At 48.9% G+C, this 16,654-nt stretch carries 11 protein-coding genes; 10 read left to right on the forward strand and 1 reads right to left on the reverse strand.

What is annotated here, in order from left to right:
- Positions 1-80: 80 nt before the first annotated feature.
- The 8 genes from ACTJKB_RS00070 to ACTJKB_RS00105 all read left to right on the forward strand — a co-directional run bounded on the left by ACTJKB_RS00070 (position 81) and on the right by ACTJKB_RS00105 (position 12,858).
- Positions 81-758, forward strand: a complete 678-nt coding sequence (locus ACTJKB_RS00070; RefSeq protein WP_440831239.1) for an HAD family hydrolase — start codon at positions 81-83, stop codon at positions 756-758.
- Positions 759-1,217: 459 nt separating this feature from the next.
- Positions 1,218-3,131, forward strand: coding sequence for a threonine--tRNA ligase (gene thrS, locus ACTJKB_RS00075; protein WP_440831240.1), 1,914 nt, complete (start codon positions 1,218-1,220; stop codon positions 3,129-3,131).
- A gap of 177 nt (positions 3,132-3,308) precedes the next feature.
- Positions 3,309-3,905: a GNAT family N-acetyltransferase gene (locus ACTJKB_RS00080; RefSeq protein ID WP_440831241.1), complete on the forward strand. Its 597-nt coding sequence runs from the start codon at positions 3,309-3,311 to the stop codon at positions 3,903-3,905.
- Positions 3,906-4,039: 134 nt separating this feature from the next.
- Entirely contained in the window at positions 4,040-4,474 is a 435-nt protein-coding gene (locus ACTJKB_RS00085) for an SRPBCC family protein (protein ID WP_440831242.1), read from the forward strand.
- A 397-nt stretch (positions 4,475-4,871) separates the two neighbouring features.
- A complete protein-coding gene (locus ACTJKB_RS00090; RefSeq protein ID WP_440831243.1) occupies positions 4,872-6,386 on the forward strand; it encodes a hypothetical protein in 1,515 nt (504 codons plus the stop codon).
- A gap of 11 nt (positions 6,387-6,397) precedes the next feature.
- Positions 6,398-7,156: a DUF6063 family protein gene (locus ACTJKB_RS00095; RefSeq protein WP_440831244.1), complete on the forward strand. Its 759-nt coding sequence runs from the start codon at positions 6,398-6,400 to the stop codon at positions 7,154-7,156.
- Positions 7,143-11,639: a hypothetical protein gene (locus ACTJKB_RS00100; RefSeq protein ID WP_440831245.1), complete on the forward strand. Its 4,497-nt coding sequence runs from the start codon at positions 7,143-7,145 to the stop codon at positions 11,637-11,639. Before ACTJKB_RS00095 ends, ACTJKB_RS00100 begins: the two co-directional genes overlap by 14 nt.
- 79 nt (positions 11,640-11,718) lie before the next feature.
- On the forward strand, positions 11,719-12,858 hold the full coding sequence (locus ACTJKB_RS00105; protein ID WP_440831246.1) for a TPM domain-containing protein: 1,140 nt from the start codon (positions 11,719-11,721) through the stop codon (positions 12,856-12,858).
- Between the two features lie 66 nt (positions 12,859-12,924).
- Here the strand turns inward: ACTJKB_RS00105 and sstT are convergent, their stop codons facing one another.
- Positions 12,925-14,154 (reverse strand): serine/threonine transporter SstT, encoded by a 1,230-nt coding sequence (gene sstT, locus ACTJKB_RS00110; RefSeq protein WP_440831247.1) that lies wholly within the window; start codon positions 14,152-14,154, stop codon positions 12,925-12,927.
- Positions 14,155-14,436: 282 nt separating this feature from the next.
- Here sstT and ACTJKB_RS00115 point away from each other — a divergent pair, with 282 nt between their 5' ends.
- Positions 14,437-15,555: a phosphodiester glycosidase family protein gene (locus ACTJKB_RS00115; protein WP_440831248.1), complete on the forward strand. Its 1,119-nt coding sequence runs from the start codon at positions 14,437-14,439 to the stop codon at positions 15,553-15,555.
- A gap of 157 nt (positions 15,556-15,712) precedes the next feature.
- Complete coding sequence (locus ACTJKB_RS00120) at positions 15,713-16,645, forward strand: LysR family transcriptional regulator (protein ID WP_440831249.1); 933 nt, start codon at positions 15,713-15,715, stop codon at positions 16,643-16,645.
- Positions 16,646-16,654 lie beyond the last annotated feature (9 nt).

Below are 16,654 nucleotides of genomic sequence, written 5' to 3' on the forward strand. Positions count from 1 at the left end.
GGAGAATCGAAGGTATGATTGTAAAAGCTGTGGAATCAAAGCAGGCATCAATTAATCATGAAGGGAGCATCGCATAAGTTATGGAGAGACTGCAGAGTATTTTATTTGATCTGGACGGCACCTTAACTGACCCCAAAGTAGGGATCACCAAAAGCGTAGAATACGCGCTGGGCAAATTCGGAATTACCGTGGAGCATCCGGACCTGCTCTTGCCTTACATTGGACCACCCTTATACGATTCTTTCATAGAAATCCAGGGTTTCACCGCTGAGAAAGCGGCCCAAGCTGTTGAATTCTACCGTGAACGGTACCGCACACTGGGAATGTTCGAGAATGCGGTGATACCCGGTATCCCGGAGCTGCTTAAGGAGCTGAATGGCAAAGGATTCAACCTATACGTAGCTACTTCAAAACCAACGGTGTTTGCGGAAGAGATTATTCGTCATTATGGTCTGGACTCCTATTTCAGACATGTAGCTGGAAGCAATCTGGACGGCACCCGTTCCAAGAAGAAAGAGGTTATTCAGTATGTGCTGGATACGAATCACATTCCTCCGGAAACAGCGCTGATGATTGGAGACCGCGAGCATGACATCATCGGTGCCAAAGCCTGCGGGGTAGCCTCTATCGGTGTCATGATCGGCTATGGTTCGGAAGCGGAGCTTCAAAGAGCCGGGGCGGATGACATTGCGTACGATGTGATAGATATAGGTAATATTATCTCACGTATTCATGCCAATGTTATTGGCGTGAAATAAATGCTATGATCATACTTTTTCATCCGCAGGTTCAATGACTGGTGAAAAGTCTTTTTATTGGAGTGGTTGACATTTCATAAATAACATGAGTATTATGTAACCAGCAACACCATATCCAAGGCAATGACCAAAGACATGATATCCTTCGCGGACTGGCCAGAGAAAGAAGTGAACGGTGAGAGCTTCTTACAGATACCGGCAGGATGTTACCCCTTTGCAGCCGTGGCACTGAACCTTCCCTGCTGTTAGGGACGCTGTAAATGCCACCGACTTATCCCCGATAACGGATACCAATGAGGATCTTGTATATTATTCTTCCGCCGAACAGCCGGGGGTCGAACATTGCAGATCAAATTAGGGTGGAACCACGAGCCAGAACGCACTCGTCCCTTTCCGGGAGAGATGCGTTTTTTTGCGTTCAATAACACCAATAAACTCGAAGAAATGGAGGCCACAATCATGGAGATCAATGTAACGCTGCCGGATGGAACAATTAGGAGGTACGCACGCAGCACCACGATTGCGCAAATAGCGGAATCGATCAGCCCTAGCCTGAAGAAGCAAGCAGTAGCCGGCAAAATCGATGGCAGACCCGTTGACTTACATCAACCAGTTGAATACGACTGTCTCGTTGAAATCGTGATGCCGGAAAGCTCAGATGGACTGACTATCCTGCGGCACAGTACAGCACATCTCATGGCTCAGGCCATCCAACGTATATATGGCGCACCGAAGGTTAAGCTGGGCATTGGTCCGGTTATCGAGGACGGCTTCTACTACGATATCGACACAGATCAACCGATATCCACAGATGAATTCGCTGCAATTGAGCAGGAGATGCAGAAGATCATCCGGGATAATCTGCCGATTGTCCGGCGGGTCGTCAGCCGCAGTGAAGCAAACGAATTTTTCAAAGCAAAGGGTGAACCGCTCAAGGTAGAACTGATTCACGATCTGCCGGAGGACGCAGAGATCAGCCTGTATGAGCAAGGGGAGTTCACAGATCTATGCCGGGGACCGCATGTGGGTTCTACAGGCCAGATCAAAGCCTTTAAGCTGCTGAGTGTAGCCGGAGCCTATTGGCGCGGTAATTCTGATAATCCAATGCTGCAGCGGATTTATGGAACGGCTTTTTATAAGAAATCGAAGCTGGAAGAGCATCTGCAAATGCTGGAGGAAGCGAAGAAGCGCGATCACCGCAAGCTGGGTAAGGAGCTGGGACTATTCATGTTCTCCGAAGAAGCGCCTGGCATGCCTTTCTATTTGCCCAAAGGAATGATTCTCCGCACAGAGCTGGAGAACTTCTCTCGGGCATTGCAGCGTGAACGGGGATATGACGAGGTCCGTACACCGTTGATGATGAACAACCGGATGTGGGAGCAGTCAGGCCACTGGGACCATTATAAGGACAACATGTACTTTACTCAGGTGGATGAAACAAAATATGCGCTGAAACCTATGAACTGCCCGGGGCATATGCTGATGTTCAAAAACAGCTTGCATTCCTACCGGGAACTGCCGATGCGTATTGCGGAGTTTGGCCAGGTGCACCGTCATGAATTTTCAGGAGCGCTGAACGGGATGATGCGGGTCCGGACCTTTTGCCAGGATGACGCCCATCTGTTCGTGCTCCCTAAGCAGATCGAAGAGGAAATCGGCGGTGTGCTGGAGCTGATCGACTACATCTACAAAGTATTCGGTTTCGAATACAAGGTAGAGCTGTCTACACGGCCGGAAGATTATATGGGTTCGGAAGCGTTATGGGATCAGGCGGAAGCGTCGCTCCAAAAGGTACTGGATAAGCGTGGAATAGACTATCGGGTAAATGCGGGGGACGGTGCGTTTTACGGACCGAAGATTGATTTTCATATTCAGGATGCACTGAAGAGAAGCTGGCAATGCGGGACCATTCAACTGGATTTCCAGATGCCGGAGAAGTTCGATCTGACTTATGTCGGCGAAGACGGTGAGAAACACCGTCCGGTCGTCATCCACCGTGCCATCTATGGCTCAATCGACCGTTTCATGGGGATTCTTACGGAGCATTTCAGCGGTGCTTTTCCACTGTGGCTGTCTCCGGTGCAAGTGAAGCTGCTGCCAGTCTCTGAACACTATGCCGATTATGCCCTTCAGGTAAAAAAAGAACTGCTGGCTGCCGGAATACGCGTCGAACTGGATCTGCGGAATGAGAAGTTGGGTTACAAAATCCGTGAAGCCCAGCTGGAGAAAGTACCGTACATGCTTGTGCTTGGTGAGCAAGAGCAGAGCTCCGCTATGGTAGCTGTAAGAAAACGTGAGGGCGGCGATGCCGGAGTCATGAGCCTATCTGAGCTTGTCCGGCAAATTGCAAGTGAGATAGAGGGAAGAGGATAGGTTTTCTTCATTAATATGCCGGCAAAAATAACGGCCTTGTGCAGCTTCGTTTTACACAAACGGGGCTGTTTTTTTATATGAATGAGGCAGACAGGATAATATATGTATTTTATAATCATATGAGGGTTCCCTTCTGCGGGAATTAACTGGAATAATATGTCTATAGGAGGCATCTTCGTGATTTCCAACAATATCAAAGAACTTATCGGCACTAGTATTAGAATGGTTCCTTTGGAAGCCGAGCATAAGGCCGAACTGGTTGCTATTCTGATCAATCCGCAAATTTGGCAGTATACCTGGCGCAAAATTACTTCTGCCGCACAAGCGGAAGGATTAATAGATACGGCTCTTGCCAATCAGGCAAAGGGAACGGAGCTCCCTTTTGTCATGATCGAACAATCCACAGGCAGGATCGCCGGCACATCGCGAATTATGCACATCGATCACAATCACCGCAACGCGGAAATTGGCTGCACCTGGATTTCACCGGAGTTCTGGCGGACAGCTGTTAATACAGAATCTAAGGCACTGCTGTTGCAATATTGTTTTGAATCTTTAGGTTTCATCCGTGTCAATTTCACTATAGTAGGGGATAACCTTAGATCTCAACAGGCGATCGAACGTATTGGTGCGGTGAGGGAGGGCACTTTGCGCAAACACCGGATCACTGCGGAAGGCTCTATTTTAGATACCGTACTGTACAGTATTATTGATGACGAGTGGCCTGCGGTACAATCAAATCTGCATTACTTGCTTCATGTGAAGTATGCATAACAATAATTATGGTAAATAATAATTTGAACAAGTTTGGAAATATAGCAATCAAAAAGAAATGTAGTACATACTTTTTTTGCTATAATAAAGGTTGTAAATAAAGTATATATCTCAGCCACCAAGGAGGTTATGTATTGGAAACAGGTAAGCCGGTAACGATAACAGTGGAAACAATTGTTCATTCTCCCGTTGAAAGTGTGTGGACCTATTGGACAGAGCCGAAGCATATCACGCAGTGGAATACCGCTTCCGAAGACTGGCATACACCTTATGCCGAGAATGATCTGAAGGCCGGGGGTAAATTCCTGTCCAGAATGGAAGCCAAGGACGGAAGTTTTGGGTTTGATTTTACAGGAGTATACGACAATGTGAGCATTAACGAGAGCATCGCCTACACGATTGCTGACGGCAGAAAGGTAGAAGTCAAATTTTCCCGCCAAGATAACGACACGAAAATCATCACCGTGTTCGATGCGGAAGCGATCAATGCTGTGGAGATGCAGCAAGCCGGGTGGCAGGCGATTCTCGATAATTTCAAAAAATATGTGGAAACATCTCCAGAAGAATAGAATCTTTTCAATCGTAGAAGCGCATGCCGGTGTTGGCATGCGCTTTGCTGTATCTATAATAGTAATGGGTTCTGTGATTTCTGAAAGAATTGTAGAAACGTTCTCCGCTTAAACAGCGGAGCATCCGCACCAAGAGCACAAGTCCATCCAACTCAAAAACAGCGGGGCCGTACCAAGTAGTCATTTCATTACTTTTGGAACAGCCCCTATTTTTAATGCATCTATATTTTTGCAAATAGCCAGAATTCTATATCATTGTTATAATAGAAACATATATTCCCCGATAACATATAGCCCATATTCCACCCTTCATGGGGCAGATATGGGTTTATGTTATTTTATGAGGATTCCCCAGAAAGTCCTAAACTACGAAGTGATGGCGAGGTTAGAGTGAAGCATGAACTGGAGTGATTTTGGAGAACGGAACAAACGTCTCAATCCCTTATGGACCTTGGGGGCGGGCATGAATCTCGGCGAGCTGCAGCCTTATAAAGAAATGGTTGCGTTGAGCGTATTGCTGCAGGTCTATTATCTGGAACTGGAATCCAGTGAGCTTAGAGCCAGGGAGGATATCGTGGAGCTGGCCTGGAGTTCACTGGAGCGGTTCAATATAACCAAACTCGGTACTGCCGATTCTGTGGAGCGGCTGGTGGATGGTCTGCTATGGAGCGGGAGCGGCGGAGATTTCGAAGCCTACTATTATGACGATCTGTCCCGGCAGATGGCAGTGCAGAAATACAAGTACTTTACTGTCGATGAGGATGCTACCCGCACCAGCTGGGAGGAGAGCGGAAAAACGGTCTACAGGCTGTCGGAATATGCCATGGAGCTGATCTTCATGAGCCATGAGATTATAGAAGAATTTCAGATCAGCATCAAGCTGCTGGAAATTCAGATGCATATCAAGCATGGACGGGTGACGCGCGCAATGCAGGATGTGGGTGAACTGATCTCGCGGGTACGGAAGATGACACAGCAGCAGCAGGAATACCGCAATGCGCTGCGCCGCAATCCGAAGCATATGTTCAGTGAATACGGGGTGATGCGGCATCAGCGGCTGGAGGAAATCCACCTGCAGTTTGATGAAGAGCGCAAGCATTTTGATAATATCCACCGCTCGCTGGCACGTCTGGCCAATGATGAGAAGGATGTTATCGACTTCAATGAGCTCCGTCAGCTGTCGGAAAGAGTGGAGCTGTCGAGACGGGTGCATGATGAACTAGCCGAGGTGGTACTGAGCATCTTTGAGGCTGAGACGAATCTCCGGTTGAATTTTCCAGAGCTCTTCTGGGGAGCAGGTGGCTTTAATTTCCGCACGAATGTCTGGGAGGAATGGGTCAAAGCCGATGGCTTGCCAGACGCGGACAGCCTAGAGCTGCTGGTTAGCGGACTGTTTGCCCCTAATCAGGACTTTATCTATCCGCTGGCTTGGGCATGGGAAGAGCAGGAGGTCGGATTCCTGCCTGAAGATGCACTGGACGATCATCCGGATGAAGCTGGAGAAGAAGAGAGCACCTCCTATACACCGAGATCTATACCATGGCCGGAGGTTGCCGAACTGTGGCGTCCTGTTTTTAAAGGACTGGCGGATCACGGCAGCTTTACTTTTTCAGCAGAAGCATTCACAGAGGAACAACAGCACAAATGGTCGCTTACACCGGATGCAATCGATCTGTGGGTGCAGTTCTTCCACACTGAAATTACAGTACAGGAGCAAGAACCGGACAATAAGCAGGGTGGAGCGGCAGATGAATGCCAGAAACTAATCCAGCGGCTGCTGGGTGCAAACCCCGAACTGGAGGTGCTGCGCGGTAAGGTGCTGCGTACAACGATTCAGGGCAATAACAGCCCAAACATCTCCTGGCCCGGCCTGGAAATGAGTCCTTATACCATTACTATAATCGAGAGGTGAGATGATACAGCATGAGCTATTCACTCGAACAATTGCAGCAGGCCTCACGGCTGTTTTTTGATTTACTTCGCCGGAAGGTGATCTCGCTGGATGATCCCGCAGCCGCCGAATGCCTGCAGGACACGGGAGCCTATGATGCCCTGCAGTACATGGCCAAAGAAGGAGGCTGCAGGATTATGAATTCTGGACACCGCCTGCATCTGCTGGTCAATCCGCTGGGCTCGGGTTTTGCCAGCAACTTCACCCAACTCAGGAACAAATATTCACGAATTGAGCGTAAAACCCATTTACATATCATAAACATAATCATTCTGGTGTTCCTGGCCGAGATGGATCAGGATGAGCACCATTTCAAGCCGGGTCAGGACAGCATGTCTTATATGCAAATCTCCGACCAGGTATCCTCGCTGTTTCAATCGTGGTTGGAAATGGATGCTGACGGGGGCTTCAGCAAGCAATGGCGACTGGATATTCAGGCAATGCATAAGGTTTGGACAAGCCTTTACATGCAGACCAAAAGCCAGGAGGAAGGCGATTCCCTGACCCGGGGGGCAGGTTCCCGGATCGGCCTGATTCATGAGGGGATGAAGCTGCTGGAGGAAGAGCATCTGGTATTCATCTCGGAGAATGAGAAGCGGATCTTCCCGCGTGAAGAATTATATGAAAGAATGCGTTACCTGTACCATGATGTTGACCGTTATAAGGAACTGAAAGCACTAACCCTGCGCACCTTGACGGAGAAAGAGGGGGAAGCCCATGCCGCGTATTGAACGGATCCGGATTGCCGGTCTCAAATATGAGAAGATGCTCAAAAAGTATGACGATATGGTTCTGGACCTCAGCAATGATGAGGGTCCGGCGAATACGCTGATTACTCTGATGAACGGTGGCGGTAAAGGAGTGCTGCTGCAGTCGATTTTTCAGCTGCTAATTCCGAAAGCGGCCTGGGGCAAGGATAATGAGAATCAGGTCGAAGCTTTTTTCCATAATCACAAAAAACAGCTCAAGCCCTACACCTTCCATGTGGCTATTGAGTGGCGGCTGGATAACAGTGATCGTAACGAGTATATGACTACAGGCATTGCGATGACAGCCCACAGCTCTGCGGATCAATTGGAGATCAAGGTCGACTATCTGCTCTATGCTTTGCTCGATTATGAAGAGCATGCAGAGCTTACGCTGTCTACGTTGCCTCTATATGATGAGAATGCCGGGGGGCCTGTGAGCTTTGAGAGCATACAGCAGTTCGTACGTGACCGTCGGGGCGAAATTGCCTCCTTCGGAAGCCATAGCTCGGATCTGAAAAGGTATTATCAATTTCTGGCGGAACGGGATATCCATATCGGTGAATGGCGCAACATGCGGCGGATTAATGGTGAAGAGGGTGGTATTAAAGGGTATTTCCAGAAAAATGATGCCTTTACGAACCAGAACCTGTTCGAAAAGCTTATCATTCCCGAAATCGGAACCAGCCTGAACGAAGGTCTGTCCGAACAGGAGGGCTCCCTTCAGAAGATGTTCATGGATGCGGCGATTGTTGCACAGAGATTGCCGATGCTGGAGCAGCGGGAAAAGGCTTTTGCCGAATTCACCACGCTGGCGGCACCGCTGTATGAACTGGTAAAGCAGGGGATGGAAGCAGACCGGAGCTACCGCGAAACGGAGCTGTTGGGACGGCAAATGTACACGGTCATACATGATGAATTGAAAGCAGCCGAGGAAGAGCGCCGCAAAAAAGCAGACGAGCTGGTGGTGCTACACCAGGAGGCCCGTCAGCTGCGTTTTGAGGGAGACAACCTGAATTACCTGCGCAGCCGAGAGGAAGTTGAACGGAAACAGGAAGATTTCAAACAGGTTAGCGACAATCAGAACAGGGCCCGTCAACGGCTGGAAGATTCGAAGGCCAAGGAAAAGGAGCTTGAAGTCGCCCTTTATCTGGCCCGCCGGATGCTTCAGCTCCGTCAGATGGAGCAGTGGCAGAAGGAGATTGAAGCTATCGAAGGCTCCCTGGAAATGAAGGAGCGCCAAGAGGTGGTACAAGCTTCGAAGGAAAACCTGCGCAAGCAATGGGGGGATGTGTTCAAGCTGTGGCAAGAGCAGATTTCCATGTTCAGCCGCCGCCTGGACTCATTGACCGCCGAAGAAGCGGGGGTTCGCAAAGAACGGGAAAGCTTTTTGCTGGAGCTGGGCGGGCTGGACAGCCGGATTAATGAGTTGACCGCCTCCATCCGCCAATATACGGAAGCCCTGGGAGTGTTCGCTTCCCGACATGGGCAGGAAGCTGCCCATTCACCGGCAGCATCGCTTCAGCGGGCCATCGCTTACGCCAGAAGCTTCGCCGAAAATATCATAACGCTGAATGAACGGCGTAAAACTGCTGAGGAGGACCGCTTCAATCTGCATAAAAAGCAGACCCAGCTTAGCGAGAAGCTTCTCAGCCATGAACAGCAGGAGAGCGAGCTTCAATCGCAGCTGGATCTACAGCTGAACAAAGAGTCACAGCTTTGGTCTCAGCTCGTGGTACTGCTGGAGCTGTATGAGGAGCATAACGAGCTGGGCGCTACAGGCTTGTTCGAAGCGAAGGCCGCCGTACAGGAGCGGTTCATCCGCAGACTGGATGAGGCTGAGGTGCAGACCAAAAGGCTCAGAAGAGATTATTATCATCAGTTGCTGGATGTTGAGCTTCAGCATGAAGCGTACTGGTTGCCGAACAGCGATCTGCTGACGGTCAAGGACAGGCTCGATTCGCTGAAGATTAGCTCGATGCTGGGCAGTGCCTTCCTGAACGATCAGCCCTACCTGATCCGGGAGGAAGAGCTGGAGCGTAATCCTTTACTGCCTTACGGCCTCATCGTTACTGAACGCGAGGCTGCCAAGCTGCAGCCGGACATACTGAAGGATCTTCTATTAAAATCAGCGGTGCCAATCTTCATCCGTGAACAGATGGCGCAGCCTGCGGCGCAGCCCTTCCTCGTGCTGGACGGGCAAGGTCCGCAAATGGTGCTGCAGCCGGACCGTTTTCTGGAATGGAAGCAGGGAATTTCTGCCAGACTGAAGGAACAGGAAGCTGAGCTGCAGGATGCTGAAGGTTATCTGTCCAAGCTGAAATCCGCAAGACAGGAATATGAACGGTTATTCCAAGGTGAACATTCGGTTAGTCTGAAGGGCAAGCTGAATGCACTTGAGGGTTTGCAAAACGAGGTGCGCACAGCTATAAGCGCACTGAATACAGAAATCAGTGAAAACGAAGCAGCAATAGCGTTAATCATGAGAGAAACCGCCGAATGCGAGGCCGGCAAATCCGAGCAGGAGGATAGAGCGGCAACACTGCGCGAGTGGAACGAACGGACCAAGAAGCAGGAACAGGATTATAAGGACAAGCAGAAGGCGCTTGAGCGCAAAGGTGATCTGAATAAAGAGATCACAGGCAAGGAACACCAGCTCGCACAGCTAAAAGCGGAACTTAACAGCACCTCCCTTGAGCGGGAAAAATGGCATGGAGATACCAGATATTCATTATTCCCGAGACTGCAAACCTGGTTCCCTGAGCTGATCTTCCCGGATGGGCTTCAGGTTTCTACTTGTGAGAATCAAGACGAAATGATTGAATTCATGCCTGATGCTTCCGTTCAGCAGAAGCTGCTTGAGACACTCAGCACACTAGAGAGTCTCCAGCAATCCCTGAGCCGCAATGAACTGGAAATCCGTACACGGTCGGCACAGATCAAATCTGCAGCCGGGCAGGTGGCCGAGCTTGAGACTGCGGTCCAGCAAATTGATCCTAACTGGCGCAATGTGCCGGAACCCGGAGACACTCCTGACTCGATTATGTCAGCCAGAGCGCGTCAGAGGAGCGATACCGGGATTCTGGACGAGGACTATCAGCATGTCCGTGATTCCTTCGTCCGCTGCCAGACCGAGCTGGATAACCTGCAGAAGCAGCTGGCTAAATTGGAGAAGTCGATTAAGGAGAAGCATGAAAGAGCGACTGAGCAGTGGCATGATCCACTGGACCAAAAAGAAGAAGAGATTAGAGAACGGTCCCGGGAGAATGAATATGCGCTGAATAGCAGTAAGCTGAAGCTGTCCTCCCTGGACCAATGGCTTCAAACGCTCACGAGTCAGAGTAAAATCATGGAAACTCATGTGGAAGGGCGACTGCAGCTCCGGGACATTCCTGAAGAGATCCAGCATCGTGTAAGAGAGGAATGCGAGCGTGCGGTGGGTGAATGGCTGCTGCGCAGCAGGGAGAGCCGCAGTGAACGGAGCGAAATTTCGCGGAGAGTTAAGGAAGAGAAGAACACTCTCAGCGGCAAGCTTGCCAAGAGCGGCTGGAATGCGGAGCTGGAGGTCAAGATCCAGGAACGCCTGAATACTGTTCACTGGGAAGATTTCTCCATTGCGCTTCAGGTGCTGGACTCCATGCTCCAGAGCTCGCAAGACCAGATTGAGAGCATTCGCAGTGATAAGGAAGGCATGGAGCTCTCCCGCAAGATGTGGGTCGGCCGTGCTGCCAAACGAGTTGTGCAGATCGTCGACATCCTGAAGCGGATGGAACGCCGGATGATTATCCACAACGAGAACGGTCATGCCTTCCCGCTAGTGCGTTTGAATTATAAGAACATTATTGTACCAAAAACCACAGAAGACATCGAATCGCTGGTCAGCGACTACTTCAACCGCTGCATCAGCAGCCTGCTGGAGAAATTCCCGAGGATTGAGCAGGTTCCGTTAGCAGCCCTCAAGGATCTGATCAGTGACGGTAAGATTGTCTATGCCTCTATGCAGAACCGCTTCCCGGTCTTGCAGGTTTACAAGCCGGTAACGGAGAACTATTTCTTATATGCAGCTCCCGAGGAGTATCACTACTCCGATTGGGAGGTCATCAACCGCGGTGCGCTGGATGAAGCGGTCGGCAGCGGCGGACAGCGCCAATCGGTCCAGCTGCTGGTAGCGATGATGATCATGACCCATAAACGGGTCAACCGCGAGAACAAAGGCTGGACGGTCTTTTTATATGACAACCCCTTTGGTGAAATGGTCTCCAACAACGTACTTGATCCGGTATTTGAAATCTCCAAGGCACTTAGGTTCCAGTGGCTGATCGTTACGCCGCCGGAGCTGGTGAAGAATGATGTCAGTGTCCGGTTTGGCGTGTACTGGCAGCTGTATTTTGGCGGTGAAAAAGGAGAAATGCTGGAATCCACGCTTATAAAAGGTGGACGAAAGCTGATTCCGGCTACATTGTTCTGATTCACTGGGAATTCGAATGGAACTATTGGATGTACAGGCGATATAGAAGATAGGATCTATGACAATCCGGGGGGTAGGTATGAATCATACAACGTTTAAAACGGCCCTAATCGCAATGCTGCTCAGTGTACTCTTGCTGCCATCACTCAGCTTGGCCAAAACAGGTGTTCCAGACCACACCGATTCGTTCTATGTGAACGATTTTGCCCAAGTGATTGACGCGAAAACCGAGAATTATATGGTCAACTATGGGGTGAAACTCCATCAGAAGGATGGGGCGCAGGTCAGGTTGGTAACTGTTGATTCCACGAATGGCATTTCTATGGAGGAATATGCAACATCGTTATTCAACTCTTGGGGAGCAGGGGCGGCTGAGAAAAACAATGGTGTGCTGCTGCTGCTGTCCATCAAAGATGATGACTATTGGGCTGTCCCCGGCAAAGGGCTAGATTCTACGCTGACCGAGAACCGGATTACGCAGATTCTCTCTGATTCACTAGAGCCGGATTTCGCCAAAAAGGACTACAATGCGGGTGCCCGTAAAACCTATGGCGCATTGATTCAAAGTCTGGGTGGTATCTACTCTGAAACCGCAGGCACCCGAAATTATGTCGCCGATAACGCCGGAGTGTTCAAACAGGTTACCAAGGATTATCTGAATCAATCCGCCAACCGTTATCAGTCCACAACCCACAGCGGCGTATATATCGTAACCGTTAAGAATTTAGGAGATAAGAGCCTGGAAGATTTCACCTATGCTAAATTCGCTTCCGTAGGCGCAGGTCCAAATGATGTGATGCTGGTGCTGGATATCGGGGGAGACAATTATCATGTGCTGCAGGGAAAGGGTATAGATGGCCTACTGACCAATGACGTAGTCAGCGACATTCTGAATACCGAGCTTGAACCGCAGTTTGTTCAAAAAAAGTATGCAGCTGGCGCTACTGCCACGGCCAATGCGTTTTACCGTTTTTTTCTGTCCCGGGCAGATTACGCTCTGAAATCAACGGTTGCGGCTCCGGCAATCTCCAAACCTGTCCAGTCGCAGTCTTCGAGCTCCCAATCTTCCAAAAGCACTTCAGCTTCTGTTTCAAGCACGGTAAAAGATTCTCTCACAAAGGCTGAAGGATTTGTAATCACGGGATTATTTCTGCTTGTTATCGCTTTTTGCAGTTTCTTAGCCTCACGGCGCAATCGCTACATTGCACGAAATCGCTAGACCTGAAAAAAGACGACACTCATTCATTTATTTCTGAATGAGATGTCGTCTTTTTAACATTTTTATCTAAACATTAATTATTGATGTCTTGCCCTCTTTACGGTTTTTTGAATATTCAGCTGTTGCTGTGAAAAGTACGTCAGAGGATGAATTGAGTGCTGTTTCAAATGAATCCTGTAATACGCCGATGATGAATCCTACACCAACAACCTGAATCGCAATATCATTTGGAATTCCGAATATGCTGCACGCCAGAGGAATGAGCAAGAGCGACCCGCCGGCAACACCTGAAGCACCTGCAGCAGACACAGCAGATAGAACACTCAGAACAAGCGCAGTACCAAAATCTACTTCAATACCAAGGGTATGAACCGTTGCGAGAGTTAAGACGGAAATCGTAACCGCTGCACCCGCCATATTAATCGTAGCACCTAATGGAATGGATACCGAATACGTATCTTTATCCAAATTGAGTTTTTCACATAATCTCATGTTGATTGGAATGTTGGCAGCTGAACTTCGGGTGAAGAATGCGGTTATCCCACTTTCCTTAAGGCAGCTAAAAACAAGCGGATATGGATTTCTGCGAATATTCAGGTATACGATCAAAGGATTCACAACAAGTGCCATAAATAACATACATCCCACCAGAACGAGAAGTAATTTCCCGTAGTCAAGCATGGAAGAAAGGCCGTTTGATGTGATGGAATCAAAAACAAGTCCCATAATTCCCAGCGGTGCCAGATTGATCACCCATTTGACGATTTGTGATACGGCATCTGAAAAGTTGGTAAGCATATTTTTTGTACTTTCATGGGCATTCTTCAAAGCAAATCCAAGCAGGATAGCCCAAGCCAGGATACCGATATAGTTGGCATTCAGCAGAGCGTGAACCGGGTTGTCGACCACCTGGAACAACAATGACTTTAGTACTTCTATAATCCCATCAGGTGGAGTCAGATCATTGGCTCCCTTTACAAGTGACAAGGTTACCGGAAATATAAAACTTGCAATGACTGCAATCAGACCTGCCAGAAAAGTACTTAAACCATAGAGGACAAGGATGGATTTCATATTCGTTTGATGGCCTTTTTTATGCTGCGAGATGGCAGATATCACCAGGAGTAAGACCAACACCGGCGCAACCGACTTTAATGATAATACAAATAATGAACCGAAAATGTTGATCCCTGTTGCATCTGGAACTGACAACGCCAAGATTACCCCCACTATAATCCCCACAAGGATCCGATTTACAAGGCTTAGTTGATTCCATTTGAGTAGTAATGTTTTCATGTATTCCCTCCGGGTTCATTATGGAAAATATTACTAAGCCCAGCCAAAAGACTGTTGTGCGGCAAGTAAACATTTTCGTTAGTTTATCACGGAAGTTGCCGGTTGTGTGCGACTGGAATGATTTGTGCATGAAAATTCACTTTATCGAGGTAATACTTTAAATGAATGTTGGGGGATAGTTGAACAAACTGAAACCTTTAATCTGGCATTATCGTCTATGATGGGGTATATGAGCTAATATGCATTTCCATTATCAGGCAGTTTCAGGGAGGAAATCAAGAAGTGAATTCTTCATCATTACCACAGCGCAACACCGTCCGCAAGAAGAAGCCCGTTCGTAAACGCAAGAAAAAAAGCTTTTTCCGCACACTCTCCAGAGTTTTTCTGTTTTTCGTATTTCTGCTGTTAGCCGCTGGCGGATGGCTGTATTTTGCACCTTCTGCCCAGAACACCCGCTACTTAATAGCAGATACGCTAATAACCACACAGCACCGCTATATGGCGAAATATATTATTGGCGAAGATGAACTGAAGGAACGTGTCACGGAATACAATCTGCGGTTTCAGCATATGGGGGATGAGAAGGACACCCACGTGATTAAGGAACCCACCGCAGAAGAACAAGACAAGCCCCTGGTTGAAATCGAGAAAGTATCCGGCACCGGTTATACCGGTTTTGTTATGACGGTTAATGATCCAACCAAGGTTCGCTTGGGCGTACCGGACAAGACAGGCTCAGGTGAAAAAGTGACCAGCATGGTGGCACGTACAGGAGCCATTGCCGGTGTAAATGGCGGGGGGTTCGCAGACCCCAACTGGAAGGGGAACGGCTTCAAACCGATTGGACTGGTTATTTCACAAGGCAAGCTTTTTTATAATGGTCTCGGGGGCAAGAATTCCACACAGATCGTTGGCCTCGACAAGCAGGGTAAAATGATCGCCGGGAATTACACTCTCAATGAGCTTAGTAAGCTGGGCGTGCAGGAGGCCGTGTCTTTTCAACCGCGGATTATAGTCAATGGCAAAGGGCTGATCAAGAATGCTGCCGAGGGCTGGGGAATTGCTCCCAGAACCGCGATGGGCCAGCGTGCTGACGGTGCGTTGCTGTTCGTAGTCATAGACGGCAGACAACCCGGGTACAGCATAGGTGCGAACCTCTATGATGTGCAGCAGATTATGCTGAAGCATGGAGCGGTTATCGCTGCTAACCTCGACGGTGGGTCATCTACTGTTCTGGTGAAGGACAATGAGATTGTCAACAAGCCTTCCTCCCAGTATGGCGAGCGTTATCTGCCTACTGCATTCCTGGTGTTTGATCATCCCGAGCAGGCGGATATCAAGAACATCTGGGAAGGCCTGGACCCGTCCAAGATTGATGCAGGTAAAAAGCGGGGCAAATAAAAAGCTGCAGACTCTTCTTGTATCCGGCATGGATGGAACCTTGAATCTATGCTACTATAAGCAGAAACCCAGGTGCCGTTCCTTCCGAGGGACGGCATCTGTTGTAGCCGGAAAGTGAAGCATCAGCAATAAAGTCCTTGTAAAAGGAGGAACAGGTTTGACTTTGCAGCAGCTCCGCTATGCCATTGAGATTGCGAACAGCGGCTCGATGAATGAAGCGGCCAAAAGGCTTTTTGTCTCCCAGCCAAGCCTCTCCAATGCCATCAAGGAGCTGGAGAACGAGCTGGGAATTACGATCTTCGAACGGAACAACCGGGGCATCAGCATTTCAGCCGAGGGTGTAGAATTTCTCGGTTATGCCCGGCAGATTATTGAACAGACTGAATTCATGGAGAACCGTTATACCGGCAAGAAACGCAGCCCGATCTATTTTTCTGTGTCCACCCAGCATTATCCTTTTGTTGTGGATGCTTTTGTAAAGCTGATGAAAGAGAGCAAGGTGCCGGAATATAACTTCAGTCTGAGAGAGACGCAGACCTATGAGATTATTGAGGATGTGCGGACCCTCCGCAGTGATCTGGGTATTCTCTATATCAATGAGAGTAACTATAAGGTGATGAACAAGCTGTTCAGTGACGGGAATCTGAAGTTCACCCCGCTGTTCAACACGAATCCTCATGTGTATGTGAGGGCAGGGCATATTCTTGCCGGCAAGGAAATGATTAAGCTGGTTGATATTCTTCCCTTTCCGTACATTACCTTTGAGCAGGGGGAGAACAACTCGCTGCATTTTTCGGAGGAGATGCTCAGCTTCACGCAGATTGAGAAGAATATCCAGGTTACGGACCGGGCGACGCTGACCCATCTTTTGCTGGGCAGTGATTCTTATACGGTAGGTACGGGAATTATGGATGTTGAACGAAATGGCGATGGGCTGGTTACGATTCCTTTTGACAGTCCTGAGGTATTCACCGTCGGCTGGATCGCCCATAAGGACCGCAAGCCAGGTGAGATGATGTCCGCCTATATCGATATTCTGAATGACCAGGTATCCAGGAATGTTTTCGACCTTAAATCTTTCTTACTCTAACCGCAGGAG

Source organism: Paenibacillus sp. 22594 (genome assembly GCF_052044425.1).
Classification (GTDB): Bacteria; Bacillota; Bacilli; order Paenibacillales; family Paenibacillaceae; genus Paenibacillus_AQ.

Bases quoted from the DNA above. Each gene is read 5' to 3' on its own strand.
- ACTJKB_RS00070 (WP_440831239.1), top strand. From the start codon at position 81: ATGGAGAGACTGCAGAGTATTTTATTTGATCTGGACGGCACCTTAACT.
- ACTJKB_RS00100 (WP_440831245.1), top strand. From the start codon at position 7,143: ATGCCGCGTATTGAACGGATCCGGATTGCCGGTCTCAAATATGAGAAG.
- ACTJKB_RS00090 (WP_440831243.1), top strand. From the start codon at position 4,872: ATGAACTGGAGTGATTTTGGAGAACGGAACAAACGTCTCAATCCCTTA.
- ACTJKB_RS00095 (WP_440831244.1), top strand. From the start codon at position 6,398: ATGAGCTATTCACTCGAACAATTGCAGCAGGCCTCACGGCTGTTTTTT.
- thrS (WP_440831240.1), top strand. From the start codon at position 1,218: ATGGAGATCAATGTAACGCTGCCGGATGGAACAATTAGGAGGTACGCA.
- sstT (WP_440831247.1), bottom strand. From the start codon at position 14,154: ATGAAAACATTACTACTCAAATGGAATCAACTAAGCCTTGTAAATCGG.
- ACTJKB_RS00105 (WP_440831246.1), top strand. From the start codon at position 11,719: ATGAATCATACAACGTTTAAAACGGCCCTAATCGCAATGCTGCTCAGT.